The 22,713-nt window shown below is 54.4% G+C and carries 17 protein-coding genes; 16 read left to right on the top strand and 1 reads right to left on the bottom strand.

Annotated features, from left to right (window positions below):
• Positions 1 to 46: 46 nt before the first annotated feature.
• A complete protein-coding gene (locus ACFQ03_RS00425; protein WP_379285387.1) occupies positions 47 to 1,795 on the bottom strand; it encodes an Rqc2 family fibronectin-binding protein in 1,749 nt (582 codons plus the stop codon).
• A gap of 765 nt (positions 1,796 to 2,560) precedes the next feature.
• On the opposite strand from ACFQ03_RS00425, the gene ACFQ03_RS00420 reads away from it, so the two are divergent.
• The 16 genes from ACFQ03_RS00420 to rpe all read left to right on the top strand — a co-directional run bounded on the left by ACFQ03_RS00420 (position 2,561) and on the right by rpe (position 22,712).
• Entirely contained in the window at positions 2,561 to 5,338 is a 2,778-nt protein-coding gene (locus ACFQ03_RS00420) for a calcium-translocating P-type ATPase, SERCA-type (protein WP_379285385.1), read from the top strand.
• A 435-nt stretch (positions 5,339 to 5,773) separates the two neighbouring features.
• Positions 5,774 to 7,705 carry a bifunctional homocysteine S-methyltransferase/methylenetetrahydrofolate reductase gene (locus tag ACFQ03_RS00415; RefSeq protein ID WP_144933553.1) on the top strand — a complete coding sequence of 644 codons (1,932 nt, stop codon included), beginning with the start codon at positions 5,774 to 5,776 and terminating at the stop codon, positions 7,703 to 7,705.
• A 23-nt stretch (positions 7,706 to 7,728) separates the two neighbouring features.
• A complete protein-coding gene (locus tag ACFQ03_RS00410) occupies positions 7,729 to 8,607 on the top strand; it encodes a YicC/YloC family endoribonuclease (RefSeq protein ID WP_225312625.1) in 879 nt (292 codons plus the stop codon).
• 350 nt (positions 8,608 to 8,957) lie between these two features.
• Positions 8,958 to 9,218, top strand: coding sequence for an extracellular matrix/biofilm regulator RemA (gene remA / locus ACFQ03_RS00405; protein WP_023483007.1), 261 nt, complete (start codon positions 8,958 to 8,960; stop codon positions 9,216 to 9,218).
• Positions 9,208 to 9,849, top strand: coding sequence for a guanylate kinase (gene gmk / locus ACFQ03_RS00400; protein ID WP_144933551.1), 642 nt, complete (start codon positions 9,208 to 9,210; stop codon positions 9,847 to 9,849). The genes remA and gmk overlap by 11 nt, the downstream gene beginning before the upstream one ends.
• Complete coding sequence (gene rpoZ, locus ACFQ03_RS00395; protein ID WP_144933550.1) at positions 9,850 to 10,059, top strand: DNA-directed RNA polymerase subunit omega; 210 nt, start codon at positions 9,850 to 9,852, stop codon at positions 10,057 to 10,059.
• A gap of 365 nt (positions 10,060 to 10,424) precedes the next feature.
• A complete protein-coding gene (gene coaBC, locus ACFQ03_RS00390) occupies positions 10,425 to 11,636 on the top strand; it encodes a bifunctional phosphopantothenoylcysteine decarboxylase/phosphopantothenate--cysteine ligase CoaBC (protein ID WP_379285445.1) in 1,212 nt (403 codons plus the stop codon).
• Positions 11,637 to 14,150, top strand: a complete 2,514-nt coding sequence (gene priA, locus ACFQ03_RS00385) for a primosomal protein N' (RefSeq protein WP_150959710.1) — start codon at positions 11,637 to 11,639, stop codon at positions 14,148 to 14,150.
• A 52-nt stretch (positions 14,151 to 14,202) separates the two neighbouring features.
• Positions 14,203 to 14,679, top strand: a complete 477-nt coding sequence (def, locus tag ACFQ03_RS00380; RefSeq protein ID WP_144933548.1) for a peptide deformylase — start codon at positions 14,203 to 14,205, stop codon at positions 14,677 to 14,679.
• A 7-nt stretch (positions 14,680 to 14,686) separates the two neighbouring features.
• Positions 14,687 to 15,634 carry a methionyl-tRNA formyltransferase gene (gene fmt / locus ACFQ03_RS00375; protein ID WP_379285380.1) on the top strand — a complete coding sequence of 316 codons (948 nt, stop codon included), beginning with the start codon at positions 14,687 to 14,689 and terminating at the stop codon, positions 15,632 to 15,634.
• A 21-nt stretch (positions 15,635 to 15,655) separates the two neighbouring features.
• Positions 15,656 to 17,032, top strand: a complete 1,377-nt coding sequence (gene rsmB / locus ACFQ03_RS00370) for a 16S rRNA (cytosine(967)-C(5))-methyltransferase RsmB (protein ID WP_144933546.1) — start codon at positions 15,656 to 15,658, stop codon at positions 17,030 to 17,032.
• Positions 17,033 to 17,256: 224 nt separating this feature from the next.
• Positions 17,257 to 18,306, top strand: coding sequence for a 23S rRNA (adenine(2503)-C(2))-methyltransferase RlmN (gene rlmN / locus ACFQ03_RS00365; protein ID WP_144933545.1), 1,050 nt, complete (start codon positions 17,257 to 17,259; stop codon positions 18,304 to 18,306).
• A gap of 6 nt (positions 18,307 to 18,312) precedes the next feature.
• Complete coding sequence (locus ACFQ03_RS00360; protein ID WP_144933544.1) at positions 18,313 to 19,071, top strand: Stp1/IreP family PP2C-type Ser/Thr phosphatase; 759 nt, start codon at positions 18,313 to 18,315, stop codon at positions 19,069 to 19,071.
• Between the two features lie 7 nt (positions 19,072 to 19,078).
• Positions 19,079 to 21,136: a Stk1 family PASTA domain-containing Ser/Thr kinase gene (gene pknB, locus ACFQ03_RS00355; protein WP_379285376.1), complete on the top strand. Its 2,058-nt coding sequence runs from the start codon at positions 19,079 to 19,081 to the stop codon at positions 21,134 to 21,136.
• A 2-nt stretch (positions 21,137 to 21,138) separates the two neighbouring features.
• Entirely contained in the window at positions 21,139 to 22,047 is a 909-nt protein-coding gene (gene rsgA, locus ACFQ03_RS00350; RefSeq protein ID WP_379285374.1) for a ribosome small subunit-dependent GTPase A, read from the top strand.
• Positions 22,047 to 22,712: a ribulose-phosphate 3-epimerase gene (rpe, locus tag ACFQ03_RS00345; RefSeq protein WP_150959705.1), complete on the top strand. Its 666-nt coding sequence runs from the start codon at positions 22,047 to 22,049 to the stop codon at positions 22,710 to 22,712. The genes rsgA and rpe overlap by 1 nt, the downstream gene beginning before the upstream one ends.
• The last annotated feature ends 1 nt before the right edge of the window (position 22,713 follow it).

Below are 22,713 nucleotides of genomic sequence, written 5' to 3'. Positions count from 1 at the left end.
CTTCAAGACGCCATGCTTGAAGGTCGGCGGGTTACCCTGTGCAGGCTTAGGGCTGCTGCCCGCTGGGAAGCTGCTTAATGAGAGCTTCATCCGGCGTAACAAACAAGGTCTTCTGCTGTTCATAAATGACAAAGCCCGGCTTGGCACCGTTCGGCTTACGGACATGCCGGATGAGTGTATAATCGACAGGTACCTGACTCGATTCCCTTGCCTGGCTGTAATAAGCAGCCAGCATTGCGGCTTCATGCAGCGTCGCCTCCCCGAAGGATTGTCCCCGGATGACGACGTGCGAACCGGGAATATCTTTCGTATGCAGCCATGTATCCGATGAATGCGCCAAGCGGTTGGTCAAATATTCGTTCTGAGTATTATTTTTGCCAACATAAATCGGTACGCCTTCGCTGGACAGGAATGAAGTCAGCACCGGCTTGCCGTTTTTTTTCTTCTTGCGGGCTTTGCGGGCGCGATCCCGAATGTAGCCTTGCTCCATGAGCTCCTCGCGGATTTCATCGATATCGGACAATCCGGCGTTATCCAGCTGCTGCAGCAAAGAGTCCAGATAGCGGATTTCCTCTCGGGTCCCGGCAATCTGTTCCTGGACGACCGTCAGGCTGTTCTTCATCTTCGTGTATCTTCTAAAATATTTCTGGGCATTCTCCGAAGGGGTAAGCATCGGATCGAGCTCGATGGTGACCGTGCCTTGCTCTTCGTCGTAATAGTTGACAACCTCGACCTTTTTGTCCCCTTTTTGAAACAGGTGCATGGAGGCCGTCAGCAGTTCTCCGAGAATCCGGTACCGGTCGGCCTCTTTAGCCTCCTCCAGCGTCTCCCGGAGCTTATCCAGCTTTTTGACGTTTTTCGTTTTTTCATTCTGCAGAAACCGTAATAAATCGGAAGCTCTCTGACGGACGTTATCCCGCTCCGCCTTGCTGCCATAGAAGCTCTCCAGGCATTGGCTGATGGAGCTGAATGTCTGCCGTTCCCCTTGAATATGAGTGAGCCGGGTGGCCGAGAAAAACAGCTTGCCGCTGGAATCCTCCGTTACGATGGAAGGCTCGTACTCATTCTTCTCAAAGCTCCTCATCAAGGAGTGGAACTCCGCCCACAGCGACTCGCCATCGAGACGGCTGCCTGCGCGGTAGACTATCTCTTTCGCCAGAAGCGGGCTGAGCCCACTATACGAACGGACCAGCAACTGCTCGGGCTTGTCAGTCTGCTCCTCTCCGTTAGCTTCCATCCGCTCCATGTTAAGGCGAAAGGAGGCTTCATTTTCCCTCAACGGGTTCGCTTTGTTCTGTGCGGGAGGGGCCGTATATTTGCTGCCGGGCAGGACAACCCGGTAACTGCTTATGGCCGGCGTGACATGATGGATGCCGTCCAGAATGACTTCAGCCGCCGAATCGAGCAGAATAATGTTGCTGTGGCGGCCCATGAGCTCCACCAGAATCGTTTTGGAGCTCAAATCTCCTAACTCGTTCCGATGCTTGATTTGGATGCGGATCACTCTTTCCAGATCGTCCTGAGTGATCGATTCGACCGTTCCGTTCTCGCAGTATTTGCGCATCAGCATGCAGAACATCGGGGCCTCCATCGGATTCGTAAATGGGGCCTCCGTCAGATGTACCCGGGGATAGGTCGGGTTGGCGGACAGCAGCAATTTATAATTATTGCCGTGCGACCGGATATGCAGCAGGATGTCATGTGCGGAAGGCTGATGGATTTTCCCGATCCGGCCTCCGACGCAGGCTTGCAGCTCGTGAACGATCGCGCGGACGACGATTCCGTCTAATGCCATAATTTATCACTCCATTAATATGTCGGACTGCACCTCTAATGATGCCACACTTATGCCCCCGAAGGAAAGGCCGGGAATCATTATATTGTTTTTGCCCCGGGCTTGCAAATTAAGATTACCTCTAATTGCTGCCAGACATTATATGCGGGAGCCCCGAATTTAAAAGCCTGCAATTCTGCTGGAATTTTGCAGGGTTTTGTACATTTCACTGCCACTGCCACTGAAAAGCCTGCAAATCTGCATGCTTTTGGCTGGTTAGCTCCATGTCCGCCGCAATGCCTGTAAAAATACATCTCTTTTCTCGTTCCAGGGGTGATTGGGTGATTTGAGACCGAAATTGATGTATTATCGCAGGCTTTTCTCACGAGTGGTATGAATCGACTCAAAATGGATGCATAATCGCAGGAATTCGTTTAATCGCGTCTAAACCTTCCTCTAAACGCGGTCGCTCTTCTTGCTTTGCTTCGGTAGGTTTATAAAGTACTTTGCGGGAGCCCCGTAAAAATCCCCCACAAAGTGACGCATGGCCTTCGAAGCGTATTCCGGGTACTTTGCGGGGAGCCCTGTAAAATCCCCCACAAAGTGACGCATGGCCTTCGAAGCGTATTCCGGGTACTTTGCGGGGAGCCCCGGAACTTATAAATTCTTACTAAGAAAGGACAAACAGGGATATTTTGCAGCTCGTCTGAATAGATTTACTCTAGAAGTCTGTCCGAGAGGATCTAGGAAGCTTTGCCAGGGCAAAACAGTAGGAGGGAAATTCGGATGAGTCAGAAAAAATGGTACCAGATGTCCGTGGACGAAACGCTGCAGCTGCTGGAGACCGATAGCGGGCAAGGGCTGACACAAGCCGAGGCGGAAAAACGCCGTGCGGCGGTCGGGGATAACGTATTGGCGGAAGGGAAGAAAATATCGCCGGTGACGTTATTCTTAAACCAGTTCAAAGATTTCATGGTTCTTGTGCTTATGGGGGCGACGCTAATCTCCGGATTGCTGGGGGAATACCTGGATGCCATCACGATCATTGCCATTATTTTGATGAATGGTGTGCTGGGGTTCATTCAGGAGTTCAGAGCGGAACGGTCCCTTCAGGCATTGAAGGAGCTTTCGGCGCCGACGGCCAAAGTCATCCGGGATGGAAACCTGCTGCATCTGGCGGCGGTTGAATTGGTTCCGGGCGACATTGTTCTGCTGGAAAGCGGTGACCGGGTTCCGGCCGATGTCCGTTGGCTGGCCGCCAATGGATTATATGTGGAAGAGTCGGCCTTGACAGGAGAATCCGTTCCGGTCAGCAAAATGGAGGAACGGCTCGTTGGCGAGGAGCTTCCGGTAGGGGATCAGCGTAATCTTGGCTTTAAGGGGACGCTTATTACCCGAGGCACGGCCAGGGGAGTCGTCATCCGGACCGGGATGGAGACCGAAATGGGCAAAATTGCCGACCTGATTCAGAATACAGAGGAGATGCAGACCCCTCTGCAGTATCGTCTGGAGCAGCTGGGGAAAATCCTTATTCTCGTCGCCCTTGGCTTGACCGTTATGGTGGTCGTTGCCGGGTTGACCCATGGCCAGCCTGCCTACGGAATGTTCCTGGCGGGAGTTACGCTCGCGGTGGCGGCAATTCCCGAAGGCCTGCCAGCCATAGTGACGATAGCGCTCGCTATGGGAGTGCAGAGGATGATCAAGCGCAAAGCGATCGTACGCAAGCTGCCCTCTGTAGAAACGTTGGGCTGCGCCTCGGTGATTTGCTCGGACAAAACAGGGACGCTAACCCAAAACAAGATGACCGTCACGCACATTTGGCTTGGCGGGCGGCTGCTGGAGGTGACCGGAGAGGGCTACGAGCCCAAGGGGGAAATCGTCTATGAGGGCAAGAAGCTGGATGCGGCCCGGGAACCGATGCTCGACCGCTTTCTTAAAGTGGCTGCCTACTGTAATAATGCCAGGCTGGTAGAGATTCGCCCGCAGGAAAGCAAGGGCAAAAAAGCGAAAGGCGAGGAAGCCGCCACTTGGAATATTAACGGGGATCCCACCGAAGGAGCGCTGGTTGTCCTGAGTGCCAAGGCCGGAATACTAAACTCGTCTGAGCCCGGGGAGACGGAGCGGATTAAGGAATTTCCCTTCGACTCCGAACGCAAACGGATGTCCGTCGTGGTCAGCGATTCAGGCGGCCGGGTGATCTACACCAAGGGTGCCCCGGATATGCTGATAGAGCGATGCAATTATGTGTTATGGGACAACAAGGTCATCCCGTTCACCAATACGATGAAGCAGAAGGTGCTTGCCGCCAACGAAGGAATGGCCAAGTCTGCGCTGCGGGTGCTGGGAATGGCATACCGGGAGCTTAAGTCCGCGGATTCTTGCCAGAGCGAAGAGGATGCCGAGAAGAATCTTGTTTTTATCGGGTTGGCGGGAATGATCGATCCGCCGCGCAAAGAAGTGCGTGAAGCGATTCATAAATGCAAGAAAGCCGGCATACGCACGGTAATGATTACGGGAGATCATCAAACGACGGCGGAGGCGATCGCCAAGCAATTGGGAATGCTTCCGGCCAACGGACTCGTTGTCAACGGGGCGCAGCTCAGCTCTATGTCGGACCAGCAGCTTGATAAGAGTGTGGAGCAGATCTACGTTTATGCAAGGGTATCTCCGGAGCATAAGCTGCGGATTGTCAAAGCGCTGCAGAAGAAAGGTCATGTCGTGGCCATGACCGGAGATGGCGTCAACGATGCCCCGGCCATCAAGGCGGCCGATATCGGCATATCCATGGGCATTACCGGCACGGATGTCTCCAAAGAAGCCTCTGCTCTTATTCTCAGCGACGACAATTTCGCCACCATCGTCGCCGCCATTGAAGAGGGACGGGGAATTTATGAGAATATCCGGAAATTTATCCGCTATTTGCTTGCATCTAATGTAGGGGAAATTTTGACGATGTTCCTGGCGATGATGGCAGGGCTGCCGCTGCCGCTCGTGCCGATCCAAATCTTGTGGGTCAATCTGGTTACGGATGGGCTCCCGGCTATGGCGCTCGGCGTCGATCAGGCCGAGAAGGATTTGATGCAGCAGAAGCCCCGTCCGGCCAGAGAAAATATATTTGCACGCCGGCTGGGATGGAAAATCATCAGCCGCGGAGTATTGATCGGTCTGTGTACGCTTGCGGCCTTCTGGCTGACGCTTCGCCAGAATCCCGGTGATCCCGGTCATCTGATGAAAGCGCAGACCGTTACATTTGCCACGCTGGTGATGGCTCAGCTCATTCATGTATTCGACTGCCGCAGCTCCCGCTCAATCTTTCATCGCAATCCGCTGCAGAACAAGTACCTGGTGCTGTCGGTCCTATCCTCCATCGTGCTGCTGCTCGGAGTCGTGTATATTGAAGCACTCCAGCCAATTTTCAAAACGGTCAGCCTGAACTTCGCCGATTGGGTGCTCGTGCTGATTATGGCCTCCATACCTACCTTCCTGATGGGACTCGGCAGCATTATGTCCGGTCGTTCCAATAAGAAGGGAGCGCGTTACACCTCGAGACCGATTACGAGATAATTACTTCACGGGAAGGCGCGGCAACGTTAGGATCGCGGGCAGGAAACGGGCAGAAGCGGCAATAACCGCTTTAATGCCGGGAGATCCATTCTTTTAGGCAGAAAAGGCTATGCATTCCCGATCTTTTACGATATGATAGTGGCACAACTATAAATTTCGGTGAATAACACGGTATCCAGCGGGATTTAGTCTTAATATTGAAGTAGTCAAGCCGGCCGGTCCGGCGGATAGCAGTCCCCGGTTGTCCGGACTGCAAGCCGCCGGTCCGTTCTGTTGTTTTGGCAGTGCCTTATCGGAGGGAGAACTTTGCACATAGACTGCTATAATCCGATGGAGCCGCCTCCATCGAGTTCCCCGATATCGGCTTCGCTATAATGAGTTCAATGCAGATAGAGAGAAACTGCTGGATAAGATGCATAATGGGTGGGATGAGGAATGAGGCCGAATTTAAAACAGGCTCTTCAGGAGCAGATCATAACCGGCGATGGGGCTATGGGGACATATCTGTATCAGCTTGGGTTTCCCATTGGTGTCTCCTACGAGGAGTTCAACCTGACCAAGCCGGAGGTTATTAAGGATGTGCACCGCAAGTATTACGAGGCCGGTGCCCGTTTGATAGAGACGAATACTTTCTCCGCGAATAGGGAAAATTTGTCTAAATACGGTTTGGAGCAAGAAGTGTCGGCGATCAACCGGGCAGGGGTTGCTCTGGCACGCCAGGCCGCCGGGACAGACGCATATGTCGTAGGGGCTGTCGGCCCGGTACGGGGAGGCAAGCGCAAAAGCCTGACCCGCGAGCAAATCGAAGCGGACCTTGTTGAACAATTGGAAGCTTTGCTGGAGGAAAATGTCGACGGCATTCTGCTCGAAACCTTCTACGAGTTGGAAGAAATCTTGCTGGCCCTGCAGTGGATTCGCCGCGCGAGCCAGATTCCGGTTATTTGTCAATTCGCCACCGAAGGCGGAGGCGTAACGAAGGACGGCGTACCTCTGCAAGAGGCCTTCGTCAAACTCAAGGAAGCCGGAGCCGATGTGGTCGGATTCAATTGCCACAGCGGGCCTATGGGCATTCTCCGCGCGCTGGATAAGCTGCGGCCGATAGAAGGACTGCCGTTCTCGGTGTTCCCCAATGCCGGATTGCCCGGGCTTGTGGACGGGCAGTTCACATACACCGCCACTCCGCAATATCTGGCCGACACAGCGCTCCGCTTCGCGGACCGCGGCGCGCGCATCATCGGAGGTTGCTGCGGCACGACTCCGGACCATATTGCCGCGATCGCCCAAGCGCTGGACGGTTACCGGCTGGGCCGGAACCAGGATGGAGCGTTGGAGACCGAAGGCACAGGGGCACGGCCTGAAGCGGTCGGGTTGAAGGTGGAGGCCAAGCCGGCAGCAGATCGGCTGAATCCGTCCGTCAGCGCAGGAGAACCGGGAGGGACGGAACCGACGATCGTCGATCTTGTTCGCGAGCGGCATACGATCATTGTGGAGCTGGATCCGCCCAGAGGACTGTCCATTGACAAATTTATGGAAGGAGCGGCGGCGCTTGCGGAAGCGGGGGTCGATTCGATCACGATGGCCGATAACTCGCTGGCCATGACCCGGATGAGCAACCTGTCTACCGGGTATTTGGTCAAGGAGAAGCTGGGCATCCGGCCGCTTGTTCATATAGCTTGCCGGGACCGCAACTCTATCGGAATGCAATCTCATTTGATGGGTCTGCATGCCATGGGGATGGATCATATTCTCTGTCTGACCGGCGATCCGGCCAAATTCGGGGACCTGCCGGGCTCAAGCTCCGTCTATGATCTCAATTCGTTCGGATTGATCCGGATGGCGAAGCAATTGAATGAAGGAATAGCCTACTCCGGCAAGGCTCTCAAGCATAAATCCAATTTCGTCATCGGCGCCGCATTCGACCCGAATGTGAAATATATCGAGAGAGCCGTGGCGCGGATGGAGAAGAAAATCGAGGCCGGAGCCGACTATTTCATGACGCAGCCGGTATATGAGCCCGAGATGATAGAAAGACTGTATGAAGCGACGAAGCACATCCGCGTTCCGATCTTTATCGGAATTATGCCGCTCGTCAGCGGAAGGAATGCCGAGTTTCTGCATAACGAGGTGCCGGGAATCCGGATTTCCGACGAGGTAAGGCAGCGGATGAAGGGGCTGGAACGGGAAGAAGGAAGAAGAGAAGGGGTCGAAATAGCCAAGGAGCTTATCGATACAGCGTTAAAGTATTTTAAAGGATTTTACTTCATGACGCCGATGCTTTACTATGAAATGACCGCGGAGCTGACAAGGTACGTCTGGAGCAAGACCAATCGTTCTCACCCCCTTGTACCGGCAAGTAAAATCAATTAAAATATGGTATGGATGTGATGCAGATGCTGCGCAGTATGACCGGATTCGGACAAGCTTTGCGTCAGGCGGGCGGGTACGGAATCCAGTTGGAGCTCAAGTCCGTCAACCATCGTTTTCTGGAAACTGTAGTCCGTATTCCCCGGCAGTGGAGCTATATGGAAGAGCGCTTGAAGAAGCTGATTCAGGGGAAGATTACTCGCGGCCGGCTGGAATTGTCCATTCTTATGGAGCGGGATTCCGCATCCGTTCAGAAGGCGGAGATCAACTGGCCTCTTGCAGATGCCTATTTGGCCGCATCGCGGCAATTGGCGGACAAATATTCGCTGGATGGGAAGCTCGCGATTCAGGACCTGTTGTCCATTCCCGATCTGCTGGCTTTCAAGGAAGACGCCGACGAAATTCATCTGGTCGAGGAGGCCATGACGGATGCTCTTCAGGAAGCGCTGGAGCAGCTTGCTGCTATGAGAGAAACAGAAGGGGCTCATTTGCATGCGGATATTAAAGAGCGATTACTGAGCTTAAGAAGACGGGTTGCGCTTCTTGAGGAATTGGCGCCTGCAGTCGTTGACGATTATCATCGCAAGTTAAAGCAGCGACTGAGCACTTTATTAGAGGATCGTTCGATAGATGAACAAAGATTGGCTTTGGAAGTGGCATTAATCGCGGATAAAGCCGATATTATGGAAGAAATCACCAGATTGAAGAGTCATTTCGATCATTTCGATCGTATAGGAGAAGGGTCGGAACCTGCCGGCCGCAAGCTGGATTTCTTACTGCAGGAAATGAACAGGGAAGCCAATACGATTGGCTCCAAAGCGAATTCGGCGGAAATTGCCGCACTCGTTGTAGAAATGAAGGCGGAAATGGAGAAAATCCGCGAGCAGGTTCAGAATTTAGAATAGAGATATGCTGCTTGTCACACTCGTTTAAATAGATATCCGGAAGGCATAGCGCTTATGGCGATTAGCATAATTGAAAAGCCGGCTCCCCCGGCAGAGGGAATAGCTTTATAAGAGGGTTATCATTGCCGGGTTTACTTGAAATATAAGAAAATATAAGTTTCACCTTATACCTGTTCTTATAATTCATCGGTAAACGCGCCTGTCCAAAGGACGGCGATAGCCGTTTATCCTTGCGGCGCAGGGGGCACGAACCGCTTTTTCAACGGTTGATATGCTTTGTTTTCTTGTTGACGAACCCAGACAGACGTTTGAGAAGGCGATGTCAGGGCAAAACTTTTGGGAGGAACAGAATGGCTATTAAACTTATTAATATCGGGTTCGGCAATATTGTTTCCGCCAACCGGATCATATCGATCGTCAGTCCGGAATCTGCACCCATTAAAAGAATAATACAGGAGGCGCGGGACCGTCATATGCTGATAGACGCTACTTATGGAAGGCGTACCCGGGCAGTTATTATTACGGATAGCGATCACGTCATCTTGTCTGCAGTTCAGCCGGAAACGGTGGCCCACCGACTCTCCAACAAGGAAGATGATCATGACGAATAAGGAATGTCAGTGGGGAGGCGAAGAAAGAGGGATTCTCATTGTTCTTTCCGGACCTTCCGGGGTAGGGAAGGGGACGGTTTGCTCTGCTCTTCGCTCCATGTCCAAAGACCTCGTTTATTCAGTTTCCGCTACCACGAGGCTTCCTCGGGAAGGCGAAATCGACGGGGTCAATTACTTTTTTAAGACCCGGGAGCAATTTCTGTCCATGATTGATAATGAGGAGCTTCTGGAGTGGGCGGAATATGTGGGTAATTATTATGGAACGCCTAAAGCATTTGTAGAACAGACTTTGGCATCCGGCAAAGATATCATTCTGGAGATTGAGGTACAGGGAGCGCTTAAGGTGAAAGAGAAGTTCCCGGAAGGCGTCTTTATCTTCCTGCTTCCTCCTTCGATAGACGAACTGCAGAACCGCATTACAAACCGGGGCACCGAATCGGAGGAGACGATCCGTAAGCGGATGACGGCCGCAGTGGAGGAGATCAGCTTATCCGAGCATTATGATTACATCATTGTCAACGATAAGGTCGAAGCTGCCTGCAACCGTATCCGCTCAATTATGGTCGCCGAACACTGCAAGAAAGAGCGGTATCTTCCCAAAATAAAAAAATGGATCGAAGAGGTGCTGTAAATGCTATATCCATCTATCGATAAGCTGTTAACCAAAGTAGACAGTAAATATTCCCTGGTGGTGGCCGCGGCCAAGCGGGCCAGAATGCTGAGGGAGGGGGCCGTCTCGGAGCTGGAGAATCCCAAATCACACAAGCCGGTAGGAGTCGCCCTGGAAGAATTATATGCCGATTATATTTATTACGAGAAACTAGATCATAAGAACGAATAACGGCATCTTCTGCCTGCAATGCTTGAACAACCCTTCGAGGTTGTTATTTTTTTCTGCAAGCATGGGTGTGAGGTCGAAATTGTATAAAGTGACGGAGCTTGGAGGATGGTTTAAACGCCAACCCCGGTAGGATGCGGACAGAATATGCTTCGGAGGCGGCACGTCATTTTTTGGGTGCTTATTTAAAAAAAGTATAAGTTTCGCCATATACCTGTTCTTATATTTCATCGGTAAACGCGCCTGTCCTAAGGACGGCGACGGCCGTTTATCCTTGCTGCCTGGAATGCCTAGATAATGTTTATAACGAAGGAAGCTTGTCTGGTTTGCCGGATTATAATGGACGTGGAGAAAGGATGAGAAGCATGATTTTGAAAGGGAAATCGATTCTGCTGGGCGTAAGCGGCGGGATTGCGGTCTACAAAGCGGTATCGCTGTGCAGCAAGCTCGCGCAGTCTGGGGCCGATGTCAGAGTGATCATGACCGAATCGGCTGTGAAGTTTGTAGCGCCGTTAACGTTTCAGACTCTTTCCAGGCATCATGTCATGACGGATACGTTCGAGGAGAAGGACCCGTCCGTTGTTTCCCATATCGATTTGGCCGATCATGCGGATTTGGTCGTTATCGCTCCCGCTACGGCCAATATATTAGCCAAGATGGCACTGGGCATCGGGGACGATATGTTAAGCACGACACTGTTGGCTACGACGGCCCCCATTCTTGCTGCCCCCGCGATGAATGTACATATGTACGAGCACCCGGCGGTGCTTAACAATATGGAAACCCTTCGAGAACGGGGGGTACATTTTATCGAGCCTCGAGAAGGCCAGTTAGCATGCGGCTATGTGGGCAAAGGCCGTTTGGCGGAGCCGGAGCAGATTTATGAAGCGATCGTTGCTATGCTTCAGCCGGACCTTCCCCTGCAGGGCAAGAAGGTGCTGGTGACGGCCGGCGGGACAGTGGAGAGGCTGGATCCGGTTCGTTACCTGTCGAACGATTCCTCCGGCAAGATGGGCTATGCCGTTGCCGAAGAGGCCCGGGGGATGGGGGCGGAGGTCGTTCTGATCAGCGCACCTTCCTCTCTGCCCAGACCGGAAGGAGTGGAGTTCGTTCCGGTTGTTTCCGCATTGGATATGCTATCGGCTGTTATGGAAAGGCTGAAAGACGTCGATATTGTTATCAAGGCGGCCGCTGTGGCCGATTATCGTCCGGCCGAAGCCTCTCCCGTCAAGATCAAGAAGAAAGACGAGGAAATGACCATCCGGCTGGTCAAAAATCCGGATATTCTGCAACAAATCGGAGAGCGGAAAACCAAGCAGTACGTCATCGGCTTCGCCGCGGAAACGAATGATCTGGAGGCGAACGGGCTGGACAAGCTGCGCCGCAAAAACTGCGATTTGATGGTGGCCAACGATGTCACTCTCGAAGGAGCCGGCTTCGGTACGGATACGAACATCGTTACTTTGCTGGACAAGGACGGGAATGTGGAGCGGCTGCCGATTCTGTCCAAGCGCGAGGTCGCCCGGCATCTGCTGAAGCTCGCGGCTGAACGCCTCCCATCTGCGGGAGGGGAGCGTTAAATGTATGCTAAGGTTATTGTCGATGTGCCCTCCCGGCAGACGAACCGCCCTTATGACTATTTCGTTCCCCCTGCGCTGATTCCGTGGGTGGAAGTAGGCAGCAGGGTAGGTGTTCCATTCGGCAATCGCACGGTTCAGGGCTTTGTCGTCGACTTGACGAAACGGCCCGACGTGGCCGCCGGCAAACTGAAGGATATTGCGGGTGTTCTGGATGCCCACCCTCCGCTGACTCCGGAGCTGGTGGAGCTGGGGCGCTGGGTCAGCCGCACCTATCTATGCCATGAAATTACCGCGCTGCAAGCGATGATTCCGGGTGCACTGAAAGCGAAATACGAGCGGCTGGTACGGCTGGAACCGTATGAGGAGTCGGAGCTGGCTTTTCTTGTTCCACGGCAGCTCGAGTTGATCCGGTATTTGGAAGCGAAGGGCAGTGTGCCGCTGGATGACCTCATCCAACGCTATCCGGGAGAGGGAGAATGGATCAAGGAGCAGATACGCAAAGGCCGGTTCAGCGAGACGAATTCGATTCGCGACCGGGTCGGCCGGAAGAAGCTGCTTACAGTATATCCTCCCGAACCGCCGGAGCTGCTGGAGCAGTATGCGGGAGAGCTTCCGGCCAGGGCGGCCCGGCAGAAGGATGTGCTCGACTATCTGCGAAGCAACCCGCATCCGGTGCCGCTCGCGGAATTGACCAAGAAGCTCGGGGTCGGGGCCGGCACGGTCAAAGGATTGGCGGATAAAGGCTGGATCTCGATCCGGGAGGTGGAAGTATTCCGCGACCCCTATGCGGACAGGGACTTCCGGCGGACGGCCCCGCTGCCTCTCACACCGGAACAGGAGAAGGTGTTCGGCTCGATCTCGCGTTCCCTGACGAACTCTGTTCACCGGGTATTTCTGCTGCATGGGGTTACCGGAAGCGGCAAGACGGAAGTCTATTTGCAGTCCATTCAGCAGTGCCTTGACCTCGGCAGGGAAGCCATCGTGCTCGTTCCGGAGATTTCTCTGACTCCCCAGATGGTGGAGAGGTTCAAGGGAAGGTTTGGCGATCAGGTGGCCGTTCTGCACAGCCGTCTGTCACAAGGAGAAAGATATGATGAGTGGCGCAAAATTACGCTTGGTCAAGTGAAGGTGGCCATCGGTGCGCGCTCTGCGGTTTTTGCCCCTTTCACCAGACTTGGCTTGATCATTCTCGATGAGGAGCACGAATCGAGCTATAAGCAGGAAGACAGCCCCAAGTATCATGCACGGGAAGTGGCCATTCGTAGGGCCCGTTATTTCGGTGCGGCGGTGGTGCTGGGCTCCGCCACCCCCTCGCTCGAGAGCTATGCGAGAGCGGCGGAAGAGAAGCCGGATCATCCGGATGCGGATGAGGAAGCCCTGGCGGCCAGCCGCAAGTATCGTCTGCTGGTCATGAAGGACCGGGTGGAAGGACGCCCCCTGCCTCCGGTGCATATTGTAGATATGAGAAGCGAACTCAAGGACGGCAATCGTTCCATGTTCAGCCGGCCGTTATACAACGCTATCGAACAGCGGCTGCAGCGCAAGGAACAGACGGTTCTGCTGCTTAACCGTAGAGGTTATTCCACTTTCGTCATGTGCCGCACTTGCGGATATACGCTAAGCTGCCCTCATTGCGATATTTCATTGACCTATCACCAAAGCTCGCAGGCGGTTCGCTGCCATTACTGCGGCTATGCCGAGAGGCAGGCCCAAGTTTGCCCTAATTGCGCAAGCGAGCATATCCGTTACTTCGGGACCGGAACCCAGCGGGTGGAGGAAGAGCTCGCCAAGCTGTTCCCTGGAATCCGCGTCATCCGGATGGATATTGATACGACCAGCGAGAAGGGAGCCCATGAGAAATGGCTGACCCAATTTGCCAACCAGCAGGCGGATGTCCTACTGGGCACGCAGATGGTAGCCAAAGGCCTTGACTTCCCCAACGTGACATTGGTTGGAGTGATTGCGGCGGATACGATGCTCAATCTGCCGGATTTCCGTGCGGCGGAAAGAACCTTCCAGCTGATGACTCAAGTGGCGGGCAGGGCAGGCCGGCATCATCTGCCCGGAGAGGTGTTCGTGCAGACATACACTCCCGAGCACTACAGCGTTCAATGTGCCAGTCGGCATGACTTTCATTCCTTCGTGCACACCGAGCTGGAGATGAGAAAGCTGAGGGATTATCCTCCGTACTGCCGGATGATCCTGGTGACATTGTCGCATGAGCAGATTCCTCTGCTCGTCAGAACGGCGGAAACGTTCGCCGCCCGGGTGAAGGAGATGGCCTCTGCGGAAGCGGCCCGTACCGGAGTCCTGTCGGATATGGAAGTATTGGGGCCGGTAGCCTCTCCCATTTCCCGCATCAAAGATAGATATCGGTTTCAATGTCTGATAAAATATCGGAAAGATACGTCTGTTTCCGAACGCGTCCGCGAAGCGGTCTCCTCCTTCGACGATCTGGTCAGGCAGGAACGGCTGCAAATCAGCGTGGATGTCGACCCGTATTTACTAATGTAGCGGGCGGATGGGCGAATACGATGTTTGAACTTGAATAAAGGATGGTGCTCCTATGGCATTGCGCATCATAGTTAAAGATCCGGATCCGGTACTGAGGGAAAAAGCTAAGCCGGTTCCCAAAATAACCCCGAACATACACAAATTGCTGGACGATATGGCCGAGACGATGTATGACGCCCAAGGGGTCGGTCTGGCTGCTCCCCAGGTCGGAATATTGAAGAGAGTCATCGTCATGGATGTCGGAGATGAGAACGGCTTGATCGAGCTGATCAATCCGGAAATTATTGAGAGAGAAGGCGAGCAGTTCGGACCGGAAGGTTGCTTGAGTATTCCGGGGCTGACCGGCGATGTTCGCCGCGCCCAGAGAGTAAAGGTGAAGGGGCTCAATCGGAACGGAGAGGAATTCGAGCTGGAAGGAACCGACTTGCTGGCCCGCTGCATCCAGCATGAGGTCGACCATTTGAATGGGGTCCTGTTCACCGATCTGGCTGAAAAGACGTACCGCAGCGAATCGGAAGAGGGGGATTGAGGCTGACTTGAATATCGTATTTATGGGGACGCCGGATTTCGCCGTCCCTTCTTTAAAGATGCTGCTGGAAAATAATTATCCGGTCAAGGCGGTGGTCACTCAGCCGGACCGGCCGAAGGGCCGCAAACGGGTGCTGACCGCTCCTCCGGTTAAGGAAGTTGCCCTGGCCCATGGGCTTCCCGTGCTGCAGCCGGAGCGAATCCGCGCGGCAGAGGCGGTCGGGCAGATTCGTGATCTCGAGCCGGACCTGATTGTAACGGCGGCCTATGGACAGATTGTGCCCAAATCGCTGCTGGAGCTCCCGCGGCATGGTTGTATTAATGTGCATGCCTCCTTGCTGCCCAAGTATCGCGGGGGAGCGCCGATTCAGCATGCGATTCTGCGGGGAGAGAAGGTAACGGGAGTCACCATTATGTATATGGCGGAGGGCCTGGATACCGGGGATATGATCAGCCGGGTGGAGGTTCCGATAGAAGATGAGGACACCGCCGGTACGTTATTCGATAAGCTTAGTCTGGCCGGAGCCGATCTGCTGAAGCGCACGCTTCCCGATCTGTTGGCCGGGCGCATTCAGGCTGTGCCCCAGGACCATGGACAGGCGACTCAGGCCCCGAATATCCGCAGAGAGGATGAGCGGATCGATTGGAGCCGTCCCGCTGCGGAATTGTACAATCAAATTCGCGGCCTGAATCCGATGCCCGGAGCGTTCACAACCTGGAACGGAGAGGTGCTCAAGATCTGGGCCAGCCGCAAGCCTGTCTCTGATGTGCAGAAGAAGCAATCGGCGGCCGCACCCGGGACTATACTTCAGGCTCTTCCGGAAGGGATTGAGGTGGCTACCGGCCAGGGAAGCCTGTGGCTGACGGTCATTCAGCCCGCAGGCAAGAAGGCGATGGAAGTCGCTCAGGTGTTAAGGGGAACACAACTGCTACCCGGCACCGTTCTGGGCGAATGATAATAAAAGGAGGCGTCGCGGGTGAAACCAACCCATCCTGCCCATGCAAAGCCAACCGCCCGTGAGCTCGCTCTGGATATCCTTACACGCGTAGACCGGGAAAGGGCCTACAGCAATCTGCTGCTCAACCAGATGCTGCGCAAACATAAGCCGGACCGCCTGGAGGCTTCCTTTGCGACAGAGCTCGTCTACGGGACTATCCAGCACCGGTCTACGATTGATTACTTCCTCGGGCAATTTGTCAGCAAAGGGCTGGACAAGCTGGAGCCGTGGGTGCGGAATTTGTTGAGAGTCAGCTTCTATCAGCTGTATTATCTGGACCGTGTCCCATCGCATGCTGTCGTTAACGAGGCGGTCAACCTAGCCAAGAAAAAAGGCCACAGAGGCATTTCCGGGATGGTTAACGGCGTATTGAGGAATGTTCTGCGCCAGGCGGACCGGCTTGTTCTCCCTGAGCTGGAGGACCCGGTTCGGCGGATTGCGCTTACGACCTCCCATCCCGAATGGATGGTGGCGCGCTGGGTGAAGCAGTATGGCGAAGAAACCGCCGAGAGGATATGTGAAGCCAACAATTCCGCTCCCAGCTCCAGCGTTCGCGTCCAGAGCCTGCGCAGCAGCCGGGACCAAATGGTGGAGCGGTTGAGGGAGGCCGGGGTGAAGGCTGAGCCATCGCGGCTGGCCAGCGACGGCATTGTAGTAGAGCAAGCCGGAAATATGGCCGATACCGAATGGTATAGAAGCGGCCAATTGACCATCCAGGACGAGAGCTCCATGCTCGTGGCGGATGCGGTGGCGCCTTCGCCGGGCATGAAGGTGCTGGATTGCTGCGCAGCCCCCGGCGGCAAAACGACCCATCTGGCGGAAAGAATGAACGACGATGGGGAAGTGATCGCCTGCGATGTTCATGAGCATAAAGAAAAGCTGATTCGTGAGCAGGCTGAGCGGCTGCAGCTTACCTGCATTCATACCGTCGTTACGGATGCGAGAAAGCTGAGCGAACGTTTCCCGCCCGGCACATTCGACCGCATTCTGCTGGACGCTCCCTGCTCGGGACTGGGAGTGATCCGCCGCAAGCCGGATCTGAAATGGGCCAAAAGCGAGTCCGAGACCGATGCTGTAGCGCGGGTTCAGAAGGAGCTGCTGGAGGCGGTGCATCCGCTCTTGAAGCCGGGCGGAATTCTTGTCTACAGCACCTGCACGATCGAATATAATGAAAATGAAGGGCAGATCCGTTCCTTCCTGGAGCGTCATCCGAAATTTTCTGTGGCGGCATGGACGCCTTCCCAAGAGCCGTTGCACCTGCCGGAAAGCAGGTGGCGGGAAGGCATGCTGCAATTGCTTCCCCAAGATTATAACAGCGACGGTTTTTTTATTGCCCGACTGCAAAAAAAGGCCTGACCACTTCATACAAGTGTACCTGAATAAAGGTGCACTTGTTCTATCTCTATGTCTTGCGCCGTGTCATCCCCATTGCATTCCGACGGACGCAGTTCCGACTTTGATAAGGTGGTCCTTATCGCTGTAAGAACAGATCAGACAGCAAAAGTGTTTCCATCCCAACTTTTATGATAAAATAGACGGGATTAGCAACAATATTTGAAAAAACAGGTTGTGATCCTATAATGAAACCATTTGTATATGATTTAACATGGGAAGGCTGGCAGCAGTGGATGAAAGAGAACGGGCTTCCTTCCTTTCGCGCGGGTCAAATTTTTGACTGGCTGTATGTCAAGAGAGTAGAGTCCTTCGAGGCCATGACCAATCTTCCCAAAGCCCTTCGGGAGAAGCTGGAAGAGGAATTCCAGTTTGTCACCTTGAAGGAGATTGCCCAGCAGAAATCCAAAGATGGCACGGTCAAGTTTCTGTTCGAGCTTGGGGATAAGCATGCTATCGAGACGGTTATTATGAAGCATAGTTACGGCAACAGTGTATGTGTGACCACGCAGGTAGGCTGCCGGATCGGATGTACCTTCTGTGCTTCCACCCTGGGCGGACTGAAGCGGAATCTCGCCCCGGGCGAGATCGTGGCGCAGATCGTCAAGGCGCAGCAGCTTCTGGATGCAGTCGGAGAAAGAGTGAGCAGCATCGTCATTATGGGAATCGGGGAACCGTTCGAAAATTATGATGCGATGATGACCTTCCTTCGCATCATGACCCATAATAAAGGCTTGAACATCGGACAGCGTCATATTACGGTATCGACCAGCGGCATTGTCCCCCATATTTACAGATTTGCCGATGAGGAGACACAAATCTGTCTCGCAATCTCTATCCACGCTCCGAATGATGCGCTGCGGTCCAAGCTAATGCCCGTCAATCGGCGGTATCCTTTCGCAGATTTGATCGAGGCCTGCAAATATTATGTGAACAAAACGGGCAGGAGGCTGACCTTCGAATACGCTCTGATGGGCGGGGTCAACGATCAGCCGGAGCATGCGGAGGAATTGGCACAGGTTCTGCAGGAAATCCCGCTTTGCCATGTCAATCTCATTCCCGTTAACCATGTCGTGGAGCGTAAATTTGTCCGCACGCCGCGGGAAGACATCTTTGCTTTCCAGCGCATTCTTGAGAAGCATAAGATCAACACAACTATTCGCAGGGAGCAGGGAAGCGATATTGCTGCTGCTTGCGGGCAGCTTCGCGCGAAGCATTTGGAGACCAGTAAGAGGTGATGAAGAATGAGGATAGCTAACCGAAGCGATGTCGGCCGGATTCGGATGGTGAATGAAGATCGCGCTGCGGTGATGGCCGATTGTAACGGTTATGCGCTGGCGGTTGTCGCTGACGGCATGGGCGGTCATAAAGCCGGCGATATCGCCAGTCAGTTGGCCATTGAGACCATTCAGGAATCTCTCGTCCGTACTCTGCAGCCGGGGTCGGGCCCCGAGGAATGCGGGCAAACGGTCAAAAAAGCCGTGCTTGAGGCCAATCGCACGATTTTCGAAGCGGCATCGCGAACGGTGGAATACAGTGGTATGGGAACGACAGCCATCGTTACGCTGGCCGACCGGGAGCGCCTGATTCTGGGGCATATCGGCGACAGCCGTGCGTATTTGCTGCAGGGCGGTCATTTCCGGCAATTGACCGAGGACCATTCGCTGGTCAACGTCCTGATCAGAACGGGCCAAATTACGGAGGAGGAAGCCGAGCGGCATCCGCGCAGAAATATTTTGATGAGGGCGCTTGGGACCGAGCTTGAGGTGGATGTGGACATTATTCAGACGGAATGGTCCGACGGAGATATTGTCCTGATCTGTACGGACGGATTGAGCGGAGCCGTGCCCAAGGAGGAGCTTGAACTCGTTCTGAAATCGGATGCCGATTTGGACGGGAAGGCTGACCGCTTAGTTCATAAGGCGCTGGAAGCCGGCGGAGACGATAATATTACCGTGGTTCTGATGGCCAACGACCCCAATCCTTCGGGGGAAGCGAGGTGATTGAGAAGTGACAGGTCAGATACTCGGTGGGAGATATGAAATCCTAGAGAGAGTGGGCGGGGGTGGAATGGCGCTCGTCTACAAAGCCCATGATCTGCTGCTCAATCGCCATGTAGCCGTTAAAGTTCTTCGCCAGCAGTATATTCACGATGAAGAGTTCATCCATCGCTTCGGCCGGGAAGCGCAGTCGGCAGCGGCCCTGTCTCATCCTAACATCGTCAGCATTTATGATGTCGGGCAGGATGAGGACGTCCACTACATCGTTATGGAATATGTGGAAGGGATGACGCTGAATGATCTGATTAAGCAGAAAGCTCCGCTTCAGGTTGAGGAAGCCGTTCACATCGCTTCCCAGATTTGCGATGCTCTGGACCATGCTCATGCGAATGAAATTATTCATAGAGATATTAAACCCCATAACATTCTGATGGGAAAGAACGGCCGGGTGAAGGTAACCGACTTCGGAATTGCCCGGGCAGGAACTTCGTCGAGTATTACCCAGACCGGGTCCGTCGTCGGATCAGTTCATTATTTCTCTCCTGAGCATGCCAAGGGGATTGCTGCCGGGGCGAAGTCCGATTTGTATTCGCTTGGCATAGTATTGTACCAGATGCTGACGGGGAAGCTCCCGTTTCTCGCGGACAGTCCGATCAGCGTGGCGCTCAAGCATCTGCAGGAGAACGTGGAAGAGCCGCGCAAGGTGAATCCTCTCATTCCGCAAAGCGTGGAGAATATCATTCTGAAGGCGATGCGCAAAAAGCCGGAGCAGCGCTATCAATCGGCGGTGGAGATGCTGAGCGATCTCGAGACATGCCTGCTTCCGGAGCGGAGGAACGAACCGAAGCTGGACGATCCCGACCTGGATGACGGTGACGATGACGAGAAGACCAAGGTAGTGCCGGCGATCCGTTCCGACCGTTTCGAAGAGGATTCCGAGCCGGAGGGCAAGAAGCGCAGAAGGGCTGCCCCCTGGATATGGACGATTGTCTTCCTGGTCGTGGTCGGGGGATTGCTGGCAGGGATTTACTATGTGAAGGCGCAGTTTGCCGTCAAGGAAGTTCTCGTACCGGATGTAGTAGGCGAGCACGTAGAAAAAGCCGAGGCAATGTTGGTAGAGGCCTCCCTCACTCCAAAGATTACTTACGAAAACAGCGATACGATAGAGAAGGACCATGTCATTGACCAGAGCCACAAAAATATGAAGCTGGTCGAAGGAAGTGAAGTCACGCTTACCGTAAGCCACGGGGTTGAATTGAAGACCTTGGACGATTACGTCGGCAAGAAGTGGAAGGACGTGCAGAAGACGCTGAAGGAGATGGGTATTGACGATTCGCAGATTGATGTAACCACCAGGTATGACGATCAGCCGGAGGACACCATTCTGGAGCAGTCCCCGAAGCCGGACGAGGAGTTCGACCCGGCCAAGGTAGAGGTCAAGATCGTAGTCAGCTTGGGCAAGGAAAAGCACAAGATGCCTGATTTAACCGGAAAAACAGTAGAAGAGGCAGATGCCATTCTGCTCCAGAAGAACCTGAGCAGGGTGAAAGGGAAGGAAGGGATTACCGAGCAGCATACCTTCCTCCAGCCTAAGGGAAAAATATTCGATCAATGGCCTTACAAGCCTGATCAGGAGGTCGAATCGGGAACGAACAACATTATTTATTATGTCAGCGCAGGCCCTCCGGAGGATGCGGGACAGATGCTCGTCACCCTGCCGGAGCTTAAGCCGGAAGAAGAGGGCAGTGCGTCGTCGTTCAGGATCGTTATTACCGATGCCCAATATGAGAATTACGAATACCGGACCTTCGATATAACGAAGCCGGAGCTGCTGAATGTTCCGGTGATCGTGACCAAGGAGCGGAATGCGGTCATTAAGATGTTCCGCAACGACCAGCACTATGACACGAAGACGGTCACCTATAACGACTATCTACAGCAGAAGGAAGGGATGAAGCTCAATCAGGCCAGCCCGACTCCTACTCCCGATCCTGCCGGCGATCAATCCGCTGCGGCGACACCGCAGCCGAACGAATCCGCCAATCCGCCGGAACAAGGAGGGCAATGAGGATGCCGCAAGGGATGATTGTCAAGGCGCTGAGCGGCTACTATTATGTGCTGCCGGACGGTCAGGCCCGCGAGGGCGACCGGATCCAATGCCGGGCAAGGGGGATCTTCAAGAAGAGGAATATAAGCCCTCTTGTCGGGGATCGGGTCGTGTACGGGCTGACGGAGAACGGGGAAGGAACGATAGACGAAATCCTCCCCCGTTCCACGGAATTGATCCGGCCGCCGGTAGCCAATGTGGAACTGGCCATTCTGGTTTTCTCTGTGGCCGAGCCCGCCATCAGCTTGCCGCTATTGGATAAATTTCTGGTTCATACGGAAAGTGCCGGACTGGAGACGGTGCTTGTGTTCACCAAGCACGATTTGCTTGCGGCCGGCATGGTTCATTCCGATTCGGGCTTCGGCGATATTCGAAGCCTGTACGAATCGATCGGCTATCCGATCGTGACGACCAGCGCGCAGGCCGGGTCCGGCCTGGAGGAGATCCGCACCCGCCTGCAGGGGAGGATCAGCGTCTTCGCCGGGCAGTCGGGTGTGGGCAAGTCCTCGCTGCTTAATGCGCTCGTGCCGGAGCTTCGTCTGGAGACGAGTGAAATCAGCCACAGATTGGGAAGAGGCCGGCATACTACCCGCCACGTGGAGCTGATTGCACTGGAGCCGGATGGCTGGGTAGCGGATACTCCCGGCTTCAGCCAGCTTGATTTCATGAATGTGGAAGCGGAGCAATTGGCGGATTGCTTCCGGGAATTCCGCAGCTATTCCGAAGGCTGCCGGTTCCGGGGCTGCTTGCACCAGCATGAACCGGGCTGCAAAGTCCGCGAGGCGGTCGATGCTGATGAAATCGCTTCTACGCGATACAATCATTACCTGACTTTCCTCACGGAAATCAGGGACAAAAAACGGAGGTATTGATGTTGGGGAAGCTGCGAATTGCACCATCCATTCTCTCCGCCGATTTCGGCCGGCTGGCAGAGGATATCGACATAGTGGAAAAGGGAGGGGCAGACTGGATTCATGTGGATGTGATGGACGGGCACTTCGTTCCTAATCTGACGCTCGGTCCCCTCATTGTGGAAGCGATCCGTCCGGGCACCTCTCTGCCGTTGGACGTTCATCTGATGATCGAGAAGCCGGAACGCTACATTTCCGCCTTCGCCAAAGCGGGGGCGGATTACATAACCGTCCATGCCGAAACCTGTCCGCACCTCCACCGCACTCTTCACATGATCAAGGAGGAAGGGGCGAAAGCGGGAATCGCGCTGAATCCGGCCACTCCGCTGTCTGTTCTGGACCATGTTCTGGAGGAAGCGGACCTTGTATTGATTATGACGGTCAACCCCGGCTTCGGCGGACAGCGCTTTATCCATTCCATGCTGCCCAAAATCAGTGAATTACGCCGCAGGATTGAACGGACCGGACGGGAGATCGCCCTCGAAGTCGACGGGGGGATCAACGAGGAAACGGCGCCGCTCGTGACTGAAGCGGGAGCCGACGTGCTGGTGGCCGGCAGCGCGGTATTCGGGATGCCGGACCGCGCCGCGGCGATCCGCCGCATTCGTTCGGCAGGGGAGCGTTAAC

It is taken from the genome of Paenibacillus residui (genome assembly GCF_042677205.1).
GTDB classification, from domain to species: Bacteria; Bacillota; Bacilli; order Paenibacillales; family NBRC-103111; genus Paenibacillus_L; species Paenibacillus_L residui.
This window is presented reverse-complemented; position numbering and strand designations above follow the sequence as displayed.

Coding starts and splice junctions, on each gene's coding strand:
- rpoZ (WP_144933550.1), top strand. CDS start 9,850: ATGCTATATCCATCTATCGATAAGCTGTTAACCAAAGTAGACAGTAAA.
- priA (WP_150959710.1), top strand. CDS start 11,637: ATGTATGCTAAGGTTATTGTCGATGTGCCCTCCCGGCAGACGAACCGC.
- ACFQ03_RS00415 (WP_144933553.1), top strand. CDS start 5,774: ATGAGGCCGAATTTAAAACAGGCTCTTCAGGAGCAGATCATAACCGGC.
- rsgA (WP_379285374.1), top strand. CDS start 21,139: ATGCCGCAAGGGATGATTGTCAAGGCGCTGAGCGGCTACTATTATGTG.
- ACFQ03_RS00420 (WP_379285385.1), top strand. CDS start 2,561: ATGAGTCAGAAAAAATGGTACCAGATGTCCGTGGACGAAACGCTGCAG.
- ACFQ03_RS00410 (WP_225312625.1), top strand. CDS start 7,729: ATGCTGCGCAGTATGACCGGATTCGGACAAGCTTTGCGTCAGGCGGGC.
- remA (WP_023483007.1), top strand. CDS start 8,958: ATGGCTATTAAACTTATTAATATCGGGTTCGGCAATATTGTTTCCGCC.
- def (WP_144933548.1), top strand. CDS start 14,203: ATGGCATTGCGCATCATAGTTAAAGATCCGGATCCGGTACTGAGGGAA.
- ACFQ03_RS00360 (WP_144933544.1), top strand. CDS start 18,313: ATGAGGATAGCTAACCGAAGCGATGTCGGCCGGATTCGGATGGTGAAT.
- rlmN (WP_144933545.1), top strand. CDS start 17,257: ATGAAACCATTTGTATATGATTTAACATGGGAAGGCTGGCAGCAGTGG.
- ACFQ03_RS00425 (WP_379285387.1), bottom strand. CDS start 1,795: ATGGCATTAGACGGAATCGTCGTCCGCGCGATCGTTCACGAGCTGCAA.
- rpe (WP_150959705.1), top strand. CDS start 22,047: ATGTTGGGGAAGCTGCGAATTGCACCATCCATTCTCTCCGCCGATTTC.
- gmk (WP_144933551.1), top strand. CDS start 9,208: ATGACGAATAAGGAATGTCAGTGGGGAGGCGAAGAAAGAGGGATTCTC.